Source organism: Cedecea sp. VD22 (assembly GCF_037150195.1).
In the GTDB taxonomy this organism is placed as follows: Bacteria; Pseudomonadota; Gammaproteobacteria; order Enterobacterales; family Enterobacteriaceae; genus Cedecea.
The window spans coordinates 20,041-34,898 of the sequence record NZ_JBBCPX010000023.1 but is presented as its reverse complement, the minus strand read 5'-3'; the positions used below and the strand labels follow the sequence as shown (position 1 = coordinate 34,898).

The window sequence follows — 14,858 nt, the reverse complement described above, 5'->3', positions numbered from 1 at the left end:
GCTTTGCTTTGTAAACACGAGCGGTGTTGGTCTGGCCCGTCAGGCTGTTGTTCGGGGAGTCGACGCTGTTTCCACCGGTGTTTGCGATAGCAGGCTTTGGTGCCAGAAACGAAAACACCTGACTAACGACTTTAAAGATTGGGCTCAATATGTCGCCCACGATACCTTTCGGCTGGTCAAATATCTGGATGTAGTCCAACTCGCTCAGTTCGAACCCAAGCTCATCATCTTCGTCAAGCCTCACGCCGTTACGGACAATCAGCAAGTCGCGGTGAAAAGTGGCATCATTGGCCGCCAGCCAGTCATAAAAAAGGGTGCCGTTTGGCACCCTGAAGCGTTCTTTTGGCGTTCCCGGAAAACGCTGTAATTCAATCAACGCCATATTGGAAATACTCCACTTTGGTGAATGCCCGCTGGATTACCAGTAGTGAGTCCATACGCACGCTTCCATTCTCGCCTCGCGAGTGCAGCGCATGACGGTTCAGCACCAGGCCAACATGCGCAGGTTGCGCACCACGGTAACCAACGAATATCCCGCCTTCTACTGGCTTATCTGACCTCTGCCAGAAAACGACATCACCCTGATAGCAGGTAAAGAAGTCGGCCCCGGATTCGTAGTCCGGCGTCTGGTGCAACTCAATTTCGAGAATGTGGCGGTAATACAGTACCACCAGACCCCAGCAATCCACTTTCTCAAATGAACAGGCCCGATTAGCCCACGGCACGCCGATCACCTTCCGGACAAAATCAGAGGTACTGCAGCCCGGTGTATTCTGTTGGGTCATAAAGCCTTCCGATGTTGTTGTTCAGCGGGTTAGTGACAGAAAGGGTTACCGATGCTGAATCTGCATCAATGTCCACCGTCTTGACGTAGAGTTGCCACGACTTAATCGGCACCGACACATCACCGCTGTCGAAGATCTGGCGTGTGGCCGTGATGGCAGTTAGTCTGGCCGCACCTTTCCACTGCTTCATCAGCGTTTTTATATCCGACGACAGGCGACCAAGCTTCACAGCTGCGTCGATCACCGGCGTACCGCTCTGCTGGCTCTCTTCTATTTCAAATCTCGCTGGCGAGTACGCATGGCCGCCGAGCGTCTTCGGAAAGAATTGCTTGTCGACCAGGCGTACATAGCCAAAGGATGGATGGTAGAACGTGATGGTGTCGTAAAGTCCACGCGTCGGGCGCTGCTGCTTATAAGCTCTGAAGGTAGGCATTACGGAACTCTCGGAAGTGATTCTGGGTCGCACCCGTCCGGATAACCCGTGACAACGATATCCAGCCACGAATCCCACGGCGGCGGCAACTCAACAATGATGTCGTCAAATTCGTCGTCGGCGTTGTAAAGGTGGTTCGCAATAACGGTCCCCATCCAGGTCGCCACCCCGCCGTCGATACTGGTTTGCACCGGCATCTGCGTGAAGTGAAGCTCCTGCAGCTGCAGGCCACTGCCGCCCAGGTTGATATTCATCCTGAACCAGTTCAGGCCCCGGTTGAGATAGTTAGGGCTACGCAGCCATTGCTGAAATGCGCGCTCCTGCGCAAGGGTAAAAATCCACGTCAGCGACCATGTCACCTTCAGGTCGTCGGTCTGGTTTTCAAAGATAGCCGGGCCGACCGCTGGCTGATCGGTCTGGAACCCGGTATCCAGCGTCATATTTTTGCTGGCCTTCTGCGCCAGCGGCAGCCAGTCAGGATAGTCGATAATTGGCATCAGCCCTGCCCCCGTGGCGTGCGTTTAACGTTCATGTTGCTGGTTATGGCATTACTGATCGGGCCGCCGTTGTTCAGGTCTGCAACGATGACGTCAACGGTCAGCCCGCCATTACCGTCGGTACCGGCCTGTGCATCGACTGAGGAGGATGTGTAGTTCTGGATGTTAATTACCACCCCGCCACCGCCCCCTGCGGTCATATCCTTGTTGCTTATCACCTTGCCGTTATCACCCGGTATCATGTACTGCTTACCGGTACTGGCCTGGTAAATCTCAGGCATACCTCCCTCGCCAACCTGGTACATACCACCTGCAGTTACTGGCCCACCATTTTTACGCTTACCCAGCAGATTGGCCCCAACGACCCCAGCTACCGCACCAAGACCAATTGCTGCAGCCGTACCCATTGAGGCCACTGATGACAGTATTGCTGCCGGGGTCCATGCCGCCGCTGTTGTAGCCGCCGCCGCTGTGCTGGTTGCTGTTTGCGTAGCCACTGCAGCTGTTTGCACAGACGTTACAGTGCCGATGGCAGCCGTTTGTGCTGCCTGCCCCATGACTGCAGATTTAACCCACTCTATCCCCATCTGAACGAAAGTATTAACAAGGCTATTGAGTGCATTGCTACCGATTGAACGAAGCGCATCCTCTGCGGTCATGCTGCGGGTAATTATTCCGGTAAGTGCATTGGAGGCATTCCCTGCGAAGCTATCAAATGCAGCTGCAGCGGCTTCGTTTCCAACACTCTGCTGACGCCAGATCTCCCACTGAGCCTCTACGCGCTGCTGTTCAAACTGACGATTTGCGGCATTCCTAAGCGCAATGCCCTGCTGCTCAGTAATCGTCTTGTCGCTCTCAAATTGCTTGATAAGATCCAATTTACGAGCGTTCTCGTTTGCCAACTGTTGGACAGGATCAACCATCCCTGCGGCTTCCTGCTGAGGGCTGACTACTGCATCAGAGCGAATCTTGGCGAGGTTGGACTGGTGCTGCTGCTCTGCCTTTTCTACAGCTTTGTCGTACTGGTCTTTTTGGATAAGGCCGGCCTTTAAAGCAGCATCCAATGACTTGATAGACTCCGAGTAAGACTTGTTTTCACCTGCCTCAGGAATCAACTTAAGTGACTCAGCCACACCTTTTGCAGCGTCTGCTGCATCAAGGGCTACGGCTTTGTACTCCATTGCTTTCTTGCGCTGCTCGTCTGTTGCTGAAGCTCCCAATGATTGCGCAGCCTTGAGTATCTGCTGCTCCCTGGTGAGGTTCTGCATTGAGTCCGCGGCAAGTTCAGACTGTTGCTTAAGGTCGGCTATTTTTTGATTAACCGTTTCCTGTGCAGATGCAGTCTTTTTAGCCTGTGATGCGCTGTCTTCGGCTTCCTTTTTGGATTCCTTTTGAGCTTGCAGTGCGTCATACTCAGCGCCAGCCCTTTGCCTTGCAAGGTTGACATCCTGTTCGCTTCCGCCAAGAGCCCTTATGTCCTGTTCGGCTTTTAACTGCGCCCTCTTCTTGTCGTTAATCTCGCTTTGTAGATCAACCTGACTGGAAAGCTTATCAAGATACTCTTGCACTTTTGCTGGGCGCTCAACCATCAGAGATGATGCGTTAAATTTCTCCTTTGCTTTGGCTGCGATATTGATAGCGTTTCCAAGGTTACTCATTATTCCCGCTACTGTTCCAGCCTCTTCGCCATCCCTTCTTAGGAGATCTATACCTTCACGGAATTGACCATTTGCTTGCGCCCTGAGCAATCCAAGAGAGCTTGTGGTTCTGCTGAGCTTATTTTCTGCCTCTTCAACCTTACCTGTTTCAATGGCAAGCTGTCTTCTGACCTCCGCTAACTTGACGCCATATCCATTTTCAGTGCCGAATGCATCGGTTAGCCCTTTATATTTGGCCTCCTCTGCTCGTAACTCCTCTACTGTACTTTGCAAGCCACCTATAGCATCTTGCTGGTCGATGATTGACTGCTCGGTTTTCGCGATGGCAGCAGCAATTTGAACAGCGCTTAACTGCTTCATCTTTGCAGTAAGCCCATCAAGAGAATCTGCAAAATCGATGCTCTCCTGCTTGGCTTGCTGCGCCTTTTGATAGAAGTAATAAATCGCAGTTGCCGCGAGCATTGCCGCCCCTGCTGGCCCACCAATGAGTGCCAACGCACTTCTTGCAAGAGATGCTGACGCTGTATAAACACGATTTGCTACCGATGCCTGCTGCGTGGCTACAGCCAGTCTTTCTTTTGCCGCCGCTGCTACATTATCAGCAGCAACAATATTCCGCTGTATAGCTGCATATTCTTCCTGGTAAGAAACGGCCAGCCCGTACTGTTTATTTATTGCGGCTTGGGTTGCCAACTGACGAGCTTTAGCTTGCTCTGAAGCAATAATCGCCTGAGAGTTTTTTATCTCGGCTTCCGCGCTGGCAATAGTGGCTTTTGCAGTGTTGTATTCCGCGGTTTGCTGCTTAATTGTTGCAGCTACTCCTGACAGTTTGGCTTGAGTTGCCAGCGTAAGCGCACCTACATAACGACTGCCCATAATTGCGGCTGCGCCAGTTAGTGCGACACCAAGAATATCAATATTCTCGCTGATACTGATAATGGCAGAATTGAAGGTTGCAACCCCAGATTTCACTGTTGCATTTTCACCAAAAAACTTGGTGATGTTATTACCTGCCACTTCTAATGCCTGGCTAATCGTCGTTGTAGTATTGGCGAATTCATTTCCGATCGTAGCGCCCTGCGAAAGAAGGCCTTTAACTACGACATCAGTAGTAAGCTTACCCTGGGCTGCAAGTTGTCGCATTTGCCCGATGGTAACTCCCATCGAGTCAGCAAGGGCGACAATTAATCTGTTTCCTTGCTCGTTAACCGAGTTAAATTCCTCACCCCTCAATGCTCCAGAGGCCAGACCTTGAGATAACTGAATAATTGCATTGCTTGCCTCTTGAGAGGTTGCCCCAGAAACAACAAAGCCCTGGTTTATTATTTTTGTTAGCTTTGCCAAATCTCCAGCGCTTGTCCCATATGATCTTGTCGCCCTCTCAAGTCTGGAGTAAAGCGTTGCCGTTGCATCAAGGCTACTTCTTGTTTGCTGCGTTATGCTGAAAACACTCTCTGTCACTTCAGCCAGGTCTTGGGTTGGCCTTACGGCATTAGAGAGCTTGTTATTCAACGTTGTCCATGCATCTGCATAATGAGCCACCTGCTGCACAGACAGAATAGCCGTCAAAGATGCAGCTACACGGCTAAGACCAGAGAAAGATGAAGTGGCAGAAGATGCGGCGCGACTTGTTCGATCTAAACCATTTGAAAGGCCAGCAGTCGAGCTTCCGAGGGAGTCTAACCCGCCTTTTGCTCTCTTGACGGAATCCATCAGACCTTTTGTTTCAAGGTCAACTTCGTAATAAATACCGCCTAAATCCTGCGCCATAATTTTCTCCGGGCATAAAAAAGCCCCGCTATTGCGAGGCCTGTTTGTTGTTAGTTTTATCTATTTGCTTTCTAGATGGTCAGCCAGCCCATTGTTAATATTTTTCATAACATCTAGCTTCTCTGCATTTGATTTCTCGAATGATTCCATGATCATTCCCGCCACACCAACAATTGATCCGATTATTGAAATTGAGCTTCCAGCGACTGTATAAACCAGCCTGTTAGCGATAAGGCCGGTGTTGTATACCTTGTCTACGTAGCCAACTGTTACCTCCATCCCCAGAGCCCATCCAACGATAATTGCTCCGATCGCAAACAGCAAAGCACCAATGAACTTTAACATCAGAAATTCCCTATATTTTTAAGCGCCAGAGAAATGTTAGCAAAAGGGGCGCGCAAGGCAACGCAAAAAAGATGTCATGCAGCCTTATCAAGCTTCCGTTGCTTCTTCGCGAAATAGTCATCGACAACAGTGTCGTATTCTTCTTTCGTGAAGCCTTTCTGCTCAGGATATTTGGTGTTCAGGAGTAACTGAAACTCGGTCATGGTCAGCTTCATGGCCTCATCCTTCGACATTCCGAAGTGTGACCTGGCGGCGTTAATGTACTCGATGGCGTGAAACTCTCGAGTCATCTGGCCTGATTCGTTGCGCTGCAGCTTGCGGACTTTCGCCTTTCCAATAATGCCGTGGGTGATAAGCGAGCTGGATATCATCACCATCTCTTCAAACGACATCGCTCCTGGCATCCAGATTAGCTCACCTGTACGACTGCGGCTCGGCATCATTGCGCCGGTCAACGATGCACAGTCATCATCGCAACACGCCTGCAGGATGTTTATTGCCGCGCCAATCGCTTTGTCGGCAAACCCCGGCTTACTGACGTATTCCATCAGCCACGCAGGAACGCTTCCGTAAGCCTCATATGCGCGAGCAAATAGCAGTGACACTTCGTCATGGTTTAAATCGTAAAAGGCCTGCACAATCTCTGCAGGAGAGCCTATTCGCGTCATTGCGGCGAAGGATGGTCGAAAGAAGTATTCGCGGTGGCCAGCACCAATAAGGCACTCGCCAAGTTCAGTTAAAGGTGTCATTGCTCCCCCCATAATCAATATCGAGGGCTCACAGGAACCCTCTGTATTAATTACGCAGTCACGGTGATGGCTGCAGTATCGGTTTTAGCGCCGTCCGCAGTCGTCGCAGTGATGGTGACATTACCAGCCGCGACGCCAGTCACCAACCCGGTATTGCTCACCGTCGCCTTGGTGGCATCGGAAGATGACCAGGTAACAGCTTTGTTGGTGGCATCAGCCGGTGCGATTGTGGATGCCAGCTGGCGGGTTGCGCCTACAGCGATGGATGCAGTTTTCGGCGATACGGTAACGCCGGTCACCGGAACGTCATCAGCAACGTCAGTTACCTGCACGGTAGAGCCATCAGCCACTTTGAACTCAGTGGATAGGGTAACAATGTCATCGGTGCCGCCGTCATTGCTTAGTGCGGTGATAACCATGTAGCCCTGAATCTGAATCTGGCCGAAGGTCATGCGAACCCACAGCGTCGGCTGGCGACCGGCATTTACCTCAGTGACGTAGTACTTGATGTACTTGTAGACGCCGTACTGGTCGGAACGGTCGTTAACGCGCACCTCGCCCTCAAAGCTGAGCGTCAGGTCGTTAGAGGTGACGATGTTCTCAACCCAACCTTTGGTGTCATCAGCGGATGAAGTAGTGGTATTCGGGGACATATCGAACGTCTTTGATGTGCCCGGCATCAGCAGCTTGAAATCTGCCTCCGTAGGCACCGCATCGGCGCAACCGTCAGCCACTTCCAGAATGACGGCGCGGCCAAAGAGTTTCGTATTATCGGTCTGACAAATTGCCATGTCTTAGGCCTCTTATGAGCATAAAAAAAGGCCGCACATGGCGACCTGGTTGATTTGGTGTTTGGTTAATCGCTGCCGTAGAGACAGGCGAACATGAGGCGGTAAACAAGCCGCCTCTCTGTTGTGAGAATTGGCGCGGGTACGCCGCCAATATTGGTTATCTGGCCGAGGCATTTGCTGACCAATGGATTTTGCTTTACGAACTCGATTATGCGGTTAACAGTGTCATCGGCCTCCTGATACTTCTCTTTTCCCGATGCAGAGATAATATCCACCATGACGTAGTAGTCGCCGCCAATATCCTTATCGATATTTGAGCCGCCAGAAGGTCGAAACACGATGTAGCTTTTCGCCAAGCGCTTATCGTTAGGGTCATCAGTCCAGACCAGCAGCTGAATGTTAAGCCCTTCGGTCAGGCCACTCTCCATAAAGACATCCCGCACCCGCTTGTACATTGGAGGTGTCATAGGCTCAGTTCCTTGCGGATAATTTCGGCCACCTTGTCAGCGTTATCCTTGAATGCTTTCTCAAGGAATTTTGGCTCACCTGATGGGTCCCAATAATTACCGCTGCCGTTGGCTCTTGGCCTGCCCCTGAACTTGCCTGATGCCTCATGAACGTAAACCGCATAGTTGGCAGAGTAACCAACACGCCCTGTAACCCGCGTACCATTGACTAGCAGCTCCTGATACTGCGAGTTGACCAGATAAGAGGTATCGATTGGGGTCATCGTCGCTGCGTCAGCGCCAATTATAAATAACGCTGACTTGATAGCCCGCCCAACCTTTCGCCCCTGCACCTCACCGAGCAGCGCATCCAGTTTCTGCTTAGCCTGGCTTACGCCTTTCACTTTAACGCCCATATCAAGCTCCGGTAAGAATTGCATAGTCGTCGGCTGTGCGCTCAAAGGTGTCTGCGTAGCGGATAACCTGCATCACCTCATTCGCACCGGCATTTATCGGGTCGGCGTCAGTCGATGAGCCAATCAGGATGTAATCCCCGCGCCTTGCCTCCGTGAACTCAGTCCAGAAGGTATTTTTAACGGTGATTTCCATCCCGATGCTGCCGATTTTCGCAGACAGCCCTCCCTGATAGTCAGCCATGATGATTTCAGGAGATGACCAGCCTAACGAGTCGCCATTCTCAGCAAAGCCGAGGTTTCGCCATATGGTGCAAGGCGCTGTGTATGACCACGAAGCTGTTGATGACAATTGCTACCCCCTCCACCTGAGAACCTGCGCACCGGTCGCCCGGATTTTCTCGCAGTTAATGTGCCACTCGCCATCCGATTTGACGTAACCGGTAGTCTGCCTTCCGGTATCGGTCATCACCCACACGCGCACGAATGACTCCGGCATTCGCTGCTTTACGGATATCCACATCAGCAGCCACCGACGACAGCAAAGAACCCAACAGAGCTACCAACGTCAATGGGAAGCGAACCGGTGCATCCGGACTTATCCAGCGCCAGAAGCGCATTCCTCATGTTCTTGATATCGCCGCTGTAGTCGAACGATCGGGACGCCCCTGAAGGCGCTGACTGTGACTTAATGCGCTGACTGAAAGCGGTGACTGCCATTAAAGTCACGGCGTACACCTTTATCAAAATCAGGTCGCATTCATCGTAGCCAGCCGCCTCCAGGCACTGACTTATGCCATCAAGCTTGCAGATGTAAGCGTCAATCATGAAATCAGGAATGGTGTAACCAAGCGCAGACAACTGCTGTTTAACCTGCGCCGCTGTTATCTGCTCTGCCATGATCATGCCTTCTTGGGTGCTTTGTTCTCTGGTTGTTTTTCTTTGGCTTCTTCAGCCAGACCAGCAGCAATCAATGACGCCGCCCGATCTTCGCTAACTTCAATCGTGGAACCGGCCTCTACCTTTTTGAGACCGGCACCCGCGAAGATATTTGAAGAAATAACTTTTACGAGTGCCATGACTTACCTCTTAGCTCGAAGCGTGAACGACAGAGAAGTGACCGTTGATGTCTTGCTTAACCATCAGGCCAGCAGCGCCCCAGGTGCGCCATACATAGTCAGAGTTGTAGAACTGACGAGGGTCGGCGACGGTGCCGAATGCCTGGCCGACGATTGGCGCAATAACACCTGCAGCCAGTGGCACGATCAGGATTTCGTTGCCGCTCAACTGGGAGTCTTCTTTGATGGCAGAAATACCAGCCAGTTTGGCAATCTCTTCCAGCACGGTGCGCAGGGAGTTAACGTCGAAGTACTGCTCCCAGTTAGACATGATCTCGGATGAGATGTACCAGGTCTGCTGGCCGTACTGGTAGTTTTGCAGCTTCAGAACATCGCGCAGGGCGATAGCTGCGGCTCGCATAGCTTTCGGATCGGTGCTGGTTGCGAAGTTTACGGTCAAGGTGACCTGAGCCACGCGCTCATCATGGCGAAGCCCTTTCCACGTCTTATCGTCAAACTTAACGTAGTTGCCTGCCGCATCGCGGAAGCCTTCCCAGATGTAGTTAACATACTGGCGGCGAACGTCATCTACGGAACCAGACTGAGCGTCTGCCAGGGAGGAAAGCGCTGAGCCTTTGTTGAATACCGGATCACGCCAGTTGAACTTAAAGCCGCTGTCGTGAATCGGCACCATCGTGCCATCGAAGGTATAGGACTTCGCATCCAGAGCCGCGCCAATCTGGCCGGACATGGAGGTGTGAGCCCAGCCACGGCCACCGGTGCGAGCGTATTCGTACACCGACTCTTCCAGGCGAACTGAACGAGACAGAGGCATCAGGTCGTTCAGCAGGGTGAACTCGGTGTTCGGCTCGAATTGCGCCAGAACAGTTTGATCGTAGGCTTTGTAAAGGCGGCGAATGTCGTCAATGGCGTTCACAGCGTTGAGTTCAGGTGCATCCTCTGCATCACCGCGCCATTTGGTGCGTGCAATGAAGTCTGCTGCAGCCTGAGCGCTGGCGTTGCGTGCTGATACCAGCTTTTTGAACTGGGAGGAGTTAACCTCAAGGTTGCCAGTCTCAGTGGCCTTTTTGGTGGAAAATACAAACATTCAGGTTCTCCTTACTTGATTACTACGCGCAGGAGGTCACCTGCTGTCGCGATGGTGTATGAGCGGTCTTCTTCCACGTAGGCGCGGGTGGCTTCGTCGGCGGCCTTGGCTTTAACGCGACCATTGACGATCGACAGCGGCTGACCCTTTGTATAGGTGCCTGCAGCTGCTGGTACGTTGAAGAACACTCCTGGTGTAGGGTGGAAGCCAACAACCCAATCACCAGCGGCGATGGTGTCATCCACCGTTTTGCAGCGCAGGTAGTCGTAGTTGGCGACGTAGAGAATTGCATCCTCTTTGCCGTCTACAGATGCGGTGAATTTCTTCGTGGTATTATCGAAGAACCCAACCGTGCCAGGCTTGGTGTCTGCCGCTGCCGCGCCTTCACGGTGCAGCTGTGGGTTGGCGAAGATGCCGCCTGCGTGAATTACGTGCTTACCGTCTTTAGCCATTTCTTATTACTCCGGCATGTCGCTGAAAGATTGGTTGTTCGTTACCTGGCGATATGCGCCGCTCAGGCCGGTAGATGTCTGGCATTGAGCAAACAGTCCATCGAGTGCCGCGCCGTCCAGTGCGTTAACCGCCAGGTCATCAAGGCCGAACTTCGCTTTAACGGCAGCTCGCTTTTCGCCTTTCTCTTTGTCAGAGTTAACGGCAATGCCAGCTTCGATAGCGCTCAGCTTCTCGGCAAATGGCGCAAACCAGGATGGTGCCTGCTCGCTGTTGGTCGCCTGCTCTTTGGCTTTCTTCTCGTCAGCCTCTTTCTTCTCGCGAGCGGCCTTTTCTTCTGGGGTTTCAGATTTAGCCTTGGCCTCGTCTGCGGCCATCTGGTTGTATGCATCCAGCAGCTCCGCTTCGGTCTTGCCTTCGGTCGGCTTACCCTTCGCTTTGAGCGCATTTACGATCATGTCTTTCATGGGGTTATTAACTCCGTTGGTTTTGATTTCGTACTCAGTTGGCTTGCGCACGACTTCTACAGGTTCGCCGACGAACACGGCCTTGCCGTCATCGCCGATGAGGTATTTTTGTTTGAGGTATTTGGTGTCATTGCGATAGATGAAACTGTCCGGCCAAACACTCTCTGGCCAGAGCCACTTATCGCCCTCTCTCGACTCTCCAAGCTTGTCGCTGATAGCTCGCTGGATGTCGTCGAAAGAGAAGTTGGAAGCGTTGGTGAAGAAGAACTTTGTTTTGTTTAGCAGGCCTTCGCGAGTGAGGTCTGATGCACTTGAGAGCAGAGCCACCTCAATCTCTTGCTCATCGCCTTCAGCATTAACGAAAATGCCGACGCCTTCTCCTGGCGTACCAGCCCCGGGCTCATCAAGCAGCACGGCCACGTGGTCAAAGTTCATGTTGGTGGCGATTTCGTTGTACTTTTTGCCTTTGGACTCGCCATTAGCGGTGATGCCGGAGTACAGGAGTCCAGTTGAGATGTGAATCGGCTCTACGTTGGTTCCGGCCGCCATTTCATCAAGGCGGTTAACCAGTCGCTTACCTTTCTCGCTGGACTCTGCATACTGCCGGTCAACGTACATGTCACCGCTGACCCGGCCATCTTCATGACTGACGTTCTGGAGCCATGCGCCGACGTGGTAGTTATTCACCGCCCGAACATCTCGAGCTGATACATGCTTTCCATCTACCTTCGGGTGGCCGAGTGGCATTGGGTTTCGCTCAAGGGTGTTGTATGCCTTTTCGATTTCTGCTGCCGGGTACAACTTCCGGTTCATCACAATATCGTCCACGACAGGCGTGATGCCGCGAACCACGATATGTGGCTTGCCGTCGATGGTTTCAGTGGTGATGTTTGAAGCGGAGTTGACGACGGTCAGCACGTTAACGCGATTGCGTTTCATGCTGGGTCCTCATTGGTTTAGTTCAGGCAATAAAAAACCCAGCGCTATGGCTGGGCTTGTAATGGGTTGCGGCTGCTGGACTCGAACCAACACTCTCGTCAGGCGTCAACACCATGCCGTACCGAGCACGACTATCAGGTCGCGTTGATGCGTTACTCTACCGATTGAGTTACGCCGCAATTAAAAGGTCACATAGTGGCATTTGATGCATTTAATCAATGCGCACTGCTGTAATTTCAAGGGTTTCCCATTCTTCTACAACACTAATCTTGACTTCTTCCAGTATGGTCTTGTAGGCATAATCAGCAGTATCAGTGAAAATAGAAATTAAAATCTCACTTTTAACCTTTTTAACTATCTCGCCTATATCATTCTTATCCATTGGAACTTGGTATTTCGAAAAAACTAATTTTATTCGCCCTTTGCTACCAGGCTCCGTATATTCAAAAATGGCCAATTTCCCAAGACTAATACTTTTCTTTTCGTCAAATGAAATATGCACAACTGTGTTCTGGTCAATCATAAAACCTCCATTTTCATAATGAGGTTAGAGATTATTCCCATTTACTTGTCGCGCCAAGCGTTTCTTTCCTTTGTTAATTTTTCAGCCAACCCCTCATTGAAGATGCTGTCATCATCATTCAGCAGGCATGGAATCTGACTGCAGTAGCAGTTGTACCGGTTGCCGCCGTCAGCGTAGAAGTCCCTGACTTCCTCTGTCGTGTAAATGTGTCCGTGGCGGGCAGCGTGCCATCTCCGGGTGGTTGCCTTGAGCGCTGAAAGCCACATCAAGCCGGTATTAAGACCAAGCCTGTCAGATGCCCAGTCAGTTTCATTCCACTGCGCCTGGCGAAGCGCTCCAACCTGCTCGGTCTGAGCGAGGGTCTTTGCCTTTGCCATCGAAACATCAAGACGCTTGCTAACGATACTGGCGGTTTCGAGTGGGTTGATGCCCCGCCCTATCGCATCAGCAATGATGCTCGCAAGGTCAGCGCGAGCAGAGTCGGCAATGCCTTTCCAGTCGCTGTAGGTGCTGATAAATGCGCTGGCGATCTGATTCTGGTATGCCGCCGTTGATAGTAGCTGCTGCAGCGTTGTCTGGCTGGCGTACACCGACGACTGCGCGGAAAGGTTGGTGTATGCCGAGTGCGTTCCTCGCTCATACTCTGCTGCGACGTAATCAAGCGCCCAGAGCCGCTGACTGCCGCCATCGAGCAGCGCGTCATCCAGAATGGTTTGTACCACTTGCAGCAGGTCGGCAAGCTGCGCAGCTGTCATGTCGTAGATGTACGTCCCGGCGTTAACCTGGTATAGCGTAGGCTCTGCGCCTTCGTTATTGCACATCAGCCACGACTTCTGGCAGTTATCCACCCTTTCGCGGCCAGTCATCCTCTGGTCGAATAGCACCTTCAGCCGCCGCTTTATATCCAGATACCGACTTTCGATATCATTGAACATCCGGCTGACCTGTCGCGCTGACTGCGTGGGGTCTTTCTTATTGCGCGGTACTATCGGCGTTCCGATTCTCGTCTTTTGCTCCGGTAAGAGGATCATCGGTGGTCACCTTTTTGTTTGGGTCTGGTATCTCTGCCTCTTTGCGGGGCTCAAGCTCACCAACTGCGCGAACTTCGTTCTCATCAACCACAGGGGTGCCGAAGGCTTGCTGGGTTTTGTAGGCCACGTCAGCCATGGTTGCCATGTTCGCCAACTTCTCCTTCTCGCTTGGAGCCAGTAAGTCAGACCATGCCAGCGTAATATCTCCTGAAGAAGGGGGCTCGATAATGCCAATCTTCCAGAACCGCTCCAGCAGACGAGTAATGACGTCGGACATAAAGCCCCAGCGGCGCTCATTGCAGCGGTTAGCCCATGCGGTCTTATCTTCCTCTGAGGCGAGGTTTCCGGTCTGCTTTCCGAATAGAATGTTGAACGGGCATTGAATGGTCGCTGCGAACTGGTTTGCTGAGACTGTCCATGTAGGTGTCGGGTCTGCTGCAGCCACTGAGAGAACGCTCGTCCTGCCCGCCTGCATGGCAATCGCAGCATCCGTCCCTCGGTTAAGTTTGTTCACTTTGTCGTTCATCGCATCGCCAAGACTGTCATACCCTGCGGCCTTGGCTTGCTTGACGAGCTCGTCAGTCTGGGTTGCCGCATCAAACTCCATCGCAAGCTGACGACTGGCGTTCTTCAGGAACCCCTCTGCGCTGCCGCCCTTTGTCTTTTCAATGTCCAGAAGGTCGTTATACCCAGCCTCAAGAAGGGGGATGCCGGAAAGGATATTCTCATCCTCAGATCCTTCGCACAGAAGGATGATGCGGTCTGGGTGAACCATCACTGAGCGAGGGCTGCTGTATGCGCCCTCATCACCAATGGGCTGTTCATTGAACTGGTAATTAACCGGCTGCCCATAGGTTTCTGACCATGTGTCGATATCCAGATTCCCCGGTTTAACCTGCGGCTCCCATGCCGGTATTAGCTTAACCAGGGCGTTAGCACCCAGCGCTCTCACAACGGCAGTATCAACAGGCTGGTCCCAGTCTCTGCTGTCCCTGACCTGAATGAGCAGCGCCGAATATCGACCAACCATATTCCTGCGGTCAGCGTCCTTAATCTTCGGCCACAGCTTTTTCATCAGCTTCGTGGCTTTCTTTTCCCACGCGGTGGTTTCCGTAGACTCACGGTCTTCATCGCCATCGATAATTGTCGGGCGATCAACCCAGCAGGAGTCTAGCAGCTTATGCACAGCTGCGAATCCGGAGGAGCCGCGCCTATATTGACGATGGAAATCGGTAAAGCTCAGGGTGTCCGGGTAACCGAACTCATCCCACAGCTTCGTGCGCTTCACGTTGCCATTGCGACCGGCATACAGCATGCGCTGCCGCCCTATTTGCTCAGCAAGGGCGTTTACGAGGAATTTGACCTCGTTACTTTGTTCACTCACTGAGTGGCTCC

19 protein-coding genes and 2 pseudogenes are annotated in these 14,858 nt (G+C 52.2%); all 21 read right to left on the bottom strand.

Translation table 11 applies throughout. The features are described 5' to 3' along the window. A pseudogene (locus tag WFK85_RS22490) lies at positions 1–382 on the bottom strand (phage tail protein); the annotation flags it as partial. Next, on the bottom strand, positions 369–785 hold the full coding sequence (locus tag WFK85_RS22485; protein ID WP_336709908.1) for an NlpC/P60 family protein: 417 nt from the start codon (positions 783–785) through the stop codon (positions 369–371). The gene WFK85_RS22485 and the pseudogene WFK85_RS22490, both read right to left, overlap by 14 nt. After that, entirely contained in the window at positions 748–1,218 is a 471-nt protein-coding gene (locus WFK85_RS22480; RefSeq protein ID WP_336709906.1) for a hypothetical protein, read from the bottom strand. Before WFK85_RS22480 ends, WFK85_RS22485 begins: the two co-directional genes overlap by 38 nt. Beyond that, a complete protein-coding gene (locus WFK85_RS22475) occupies positions 1,218–1,715 on the bottom strand; it encodes a hypothetical protein (RefSeq protein ID WP_336709904.1) in 498 nt (165 codons plus the stop codon). The genes WFK85_RS22480 and WFK85_RS22475 overlap by 1 nt, the downstream gene beginning before the upstream one ends. Further along, entirely contained in the window at positions 1,715–5,143 is a 3,429-nt protein-coding gene (locus tag WFK85_RS22470; RefSeq protein WP_336709903.1) for a tape measure protein, read from the bottom strand. The genes WFK85_RS22475 and WFK85_RS22470 overlap by 1 nt, the downstream gene beginning before the upstream one ends. A 60-nt stretch (positions 5,144–5,203) precedes the next feature. Then, complete coding sequence (locus tag WFK85_RS22465) at positions 5,204–5,488, bottom strand: hypothetical protein (RefSeq protein WP_336709902.1); 285 nt, start codon at positions 5,486–5,488, stop codon at positions 5,204–5,206. Positions 5,489–5,562: 74 nt separating this feature from the next. Beyond that, entirely contained in the window at positions 5,563–6,237 is a 675-nt protein-coding gene (locus WFK85_RS22460; protein WP_336710409.1) for a DUF6246 family protein, read from the bottom strand. A 50-nt stretch (positions 6,238–6,287) separates the two neighbouring features. Further along, positions 6,288–7,028 carry a phage tail tube protein gene (locus WFK85_RS22455; protein WP_336709787.1) on the bottom strand — a complete coding sequence of 247 codons (741 nt, stop codon included), beginning with the start codon at positions 7,026–7,028 and terminating at the stop codon, positions 6,288–6,290. A 65-nt stretch (positions 7,029–7,093) separates the two neighbouring features. Beyond that, the gene (locus WFK85_RS22450) at positions 7,094–7,495 is read right to left on the bottom strand and encodes a phage tail termination protein (protein WP_336709788.1); all 402 of its coding nucleotides are present in this window, start codon (positions 7,493–7,495) and stop codon (positions 7,094–7,096) included. Continuing rightward, positions 7,492–7,890 carry an HK97 gp10 family phage protein gene (locus WFK85_RS22445; protein ID WP_336709790.1) on the bottom strand — a complete coding sequence of 133 codons (399 nt, stop codon included), beginning with the start codon at positions 7,888–7,890 and terminating at the stop codon, positions 7,492–7,494. The genes WFK85_RS22450 and WFK85_RS22445 overlap by 4 nt, the downstream gene beginning before the upstream one ends. A 1-nt stretch (position 7,891) precedes the next feature. Further along, complete coding sequence (locus WFK85_RS22440; RefSeq protein WP_336709791.1) at positions 7,892–8,239, bottom strand: hypothetical protein; 348 nt, start codon at positions 8,237–8,239, stop codon at positions 7,892–7,894. Positions 8,240–8,242: 3 nt separating this feature from the next. Further along, the gene (locus tag WFK85_RS22435; protein WP_336709846.1) at positions 8,243–8,413 is read right to left on the bottom strand and encodes a DUF551 domain-containing protein; all 171 of its coding nucleotides are present in this window, start codon (positions 8,411–8,413) and stop codon (positions 8,243–8,245) included. Continuing rightward, a complete protein-coding gene (locus WFK85_RS22430; RefSeq protein ID WP_336709793.1) occupies positions 8,410–8,787 on the bottom strand; it encodes a DUF7370 family protein in 378 nt (125 codons plus the stop codon). The genes WFK85_RS22435 and WFK85_RS22430 overlap by 4 nt, the downstream gene beginning before the upstream one ends. A gap of 2 nt (positions 8,788–8,789) precedes the next feature. Further along, positions 8,790–8,966 (bottom strand): DUF7302 family protein, encoded by a 177-nt coding sequence (locus tag WFK85_RS22425; RefSeq protein ID WP_336709795.1) that lies wholly within the window; start codon positions 8,964–8,966, stop codon positions 8,790–8,792. Positions 8,967–8,976: 10 nt separating this feature from the next. Next, the gene (locus WFK85_RS22420) at positions 8,977–10,053 is read right to left on the bottom strand and encodes a major capsid protein (protein WP_336709796.1); all 1,077 of its coding nucleotides are present in this window, start codon (positions 10,051–10,053) and stop codon (positions 8,977–8,979) included. Between the two features lie 11 nt (positions 10,054–10,064). Beyond that, the gene (locus tag WFK85_RS22415) at positions 10,065–10,505 is read right to left on the bottom strand and encodes a hypothetical protein (RefSeq protein WP_336709798.1); all 441 of its coding nucleotides are present in this window, start codon (positions 10,503–10,505) and stop codon (positions 10,065–10,067) included. Positions 10,506–10,511: 6 nt separating this feature from the next. Further along, positions 10,512–11,909: a DUF2213 domain-containing protein gene (locus WFK85_RS22410; protein ID WP_336709799.1), complete on the bottom strand. Its 1,398-nt coding sequence runs from the start codon at positions 11,907–11,909 to the stop codon at positions 10,512–10,514. Between the two features lie 66 nt (positions 11,910–11,975). After that, positions 11,976–12,088: pseudogene (locus tag WFK85_RS22405) on the bottom strand. Between the two features lie 32 nt (positions 12,089–12,120). After that, positions 12,121–12,432 carry a hypothetical protein gene (locus WFK85_RS22400; protein ID WP_336709801.1) on the bottom strand — a complete coding sequence of 104 codons (312 nt, stop codon included), beginning with the start codon at positions 12,430–12,432 and terminating at the stop codon, positions 12,121–12,123. 41 nt (positions 12,433–12,473) lie between these two features. After that, a complete protein-coding gene (locus WFK85_RS22395) occupies positions 12,474–13,463 on the bottom strand; it encodes a phage minor head protein (protein WP_336709802.1) in 990 nt (329 codons plus the stop codon). Next, the gene (locus WFK85_RS22390; protein ID WP_336709803.1) at positions 13,405–14,847 is read right to left on the bottom strand and encodes a DUF1073 domain-containing protein; all 1,443 of its coding nucleotides are present in this window, start codon (positions 14,845–14,847) and stop codon (positions 13,405–13,407) included. Before WFK85_RS22390 ends, WFK85_RS22395 begins: the two co-directional genes overlap by 59 nt. Positions 14,848–14,858: the final 11 nt, after the last annotated feature.

Coding starts and splice junctions, on each gene's coding strand:
- WFK85_RS22445 (WP_336709790.1), bottom strand. CDS start 7,890: ATGGGCGTTAAAGTGAAAGGCGTAAGCCAGGCTAAGCAGAAACTGGAT.
- WFK85_RS22480 (WP_336709906.1), bottom strand. CDS start 1,218: ATGCCTACCTTCAGAGCTTATAAGCAGCAGCGCCCGACGCGTGGACTT.
- WFK85_RS22450 (WP_336709788.1), bottom strand. CDS start 7,495: ATGACACCTCCAATGTACAAGCGGGTGCGGGATGTCTTTATGGAGAGT.
- WFK85_RS22430 (WP_336709793.1), bottom strand. CDS start 8,787: ATGGCAGAGCAGATAACAGCGGCGCAGGTTAAACAGCAGTTGTCTGCG.
- WFK85_RS22415 (WP_336709798.1), bottom strand. CDS start 10,505: ATGGCTAAAGACGGTAAGCACGTAATTCACGCAGGCGGCATCTTCGCC.
- WFK85_RS22460 (WP_336710409.1), bottom strand. CDS start 6,237: ATGACACCTTTAACTGAACTTGGCGAGTGCCTTATTGGTGCTGGCCAC.
- WFK85_RS22420 (WP_336709796.1), bottom strand. CDS start 10,053: ATGTTTGTATTTTCCACCAAAAAGGCCACTGAGACTGGCAACCTTGAG.
- WFK85_RS22475 (WP_336709904.1), bottom strand. CDS start 1,715: ATGCCAATTATCGACTATCCTGACTGGCTGCCGCTGGCGCAGAAGGCC.
- WFK85_RS22425 (WP_336709795.1), bottom strand. CDS start 8,966: ATGGCACTCGTAAAAGTTATTTCTTCAAATATCTTCGCGGGTGCCGGT.
- WFK85_RS22395 (WP_336709802.1), bottom strand. CDS start 13,463: ATGATCCTCTTACCGGAGCAAAAGACGAGAATCGGAACGCCGATAGTA.
- WFK85_RS22470 (WP_336709903.1), bottom strand. CDS start 5,143: ATGGCGCAGGATTTAGGCGGTATTTATTACGAAGTTGACCTTGAAACA.
- WFK85_RS22455 (WP_336709787.1), bottom strand. CDS start 7,028: ATGGCAATTTGTCAGACCGATAATACGAAACTCTTTGGCCGCGCCGTC.
- WFK85_RS22485 (WP_336709908.1), bottom strand. CDS start 785: ATGACCCAACAGAATACACCGGGCTGCAGTACCTCTGATTTTGTCCGG.
- WFK85_RS22465 (WP_336709902.1), bottom strand. CDS start 5,488: ATGTTAAAGTTCATTGGTGCTTTGCTGTTTGCGATCGGAGCAATTATC.
- WFK85_RS22400 (WP_336709801.1), bottom strand. CDS start 12,432: ATGATTGACCAGAACACAGTTGTGCATATTTCATTTGACGAAAAGAAA.
- WFK85_RS22410 (WP_336709799.1), bottom strand. CDS start 11,909: ATGAAACGCAATCGCGTTAACGTGCTGACCGTCGTCAACTCCGCTTCA.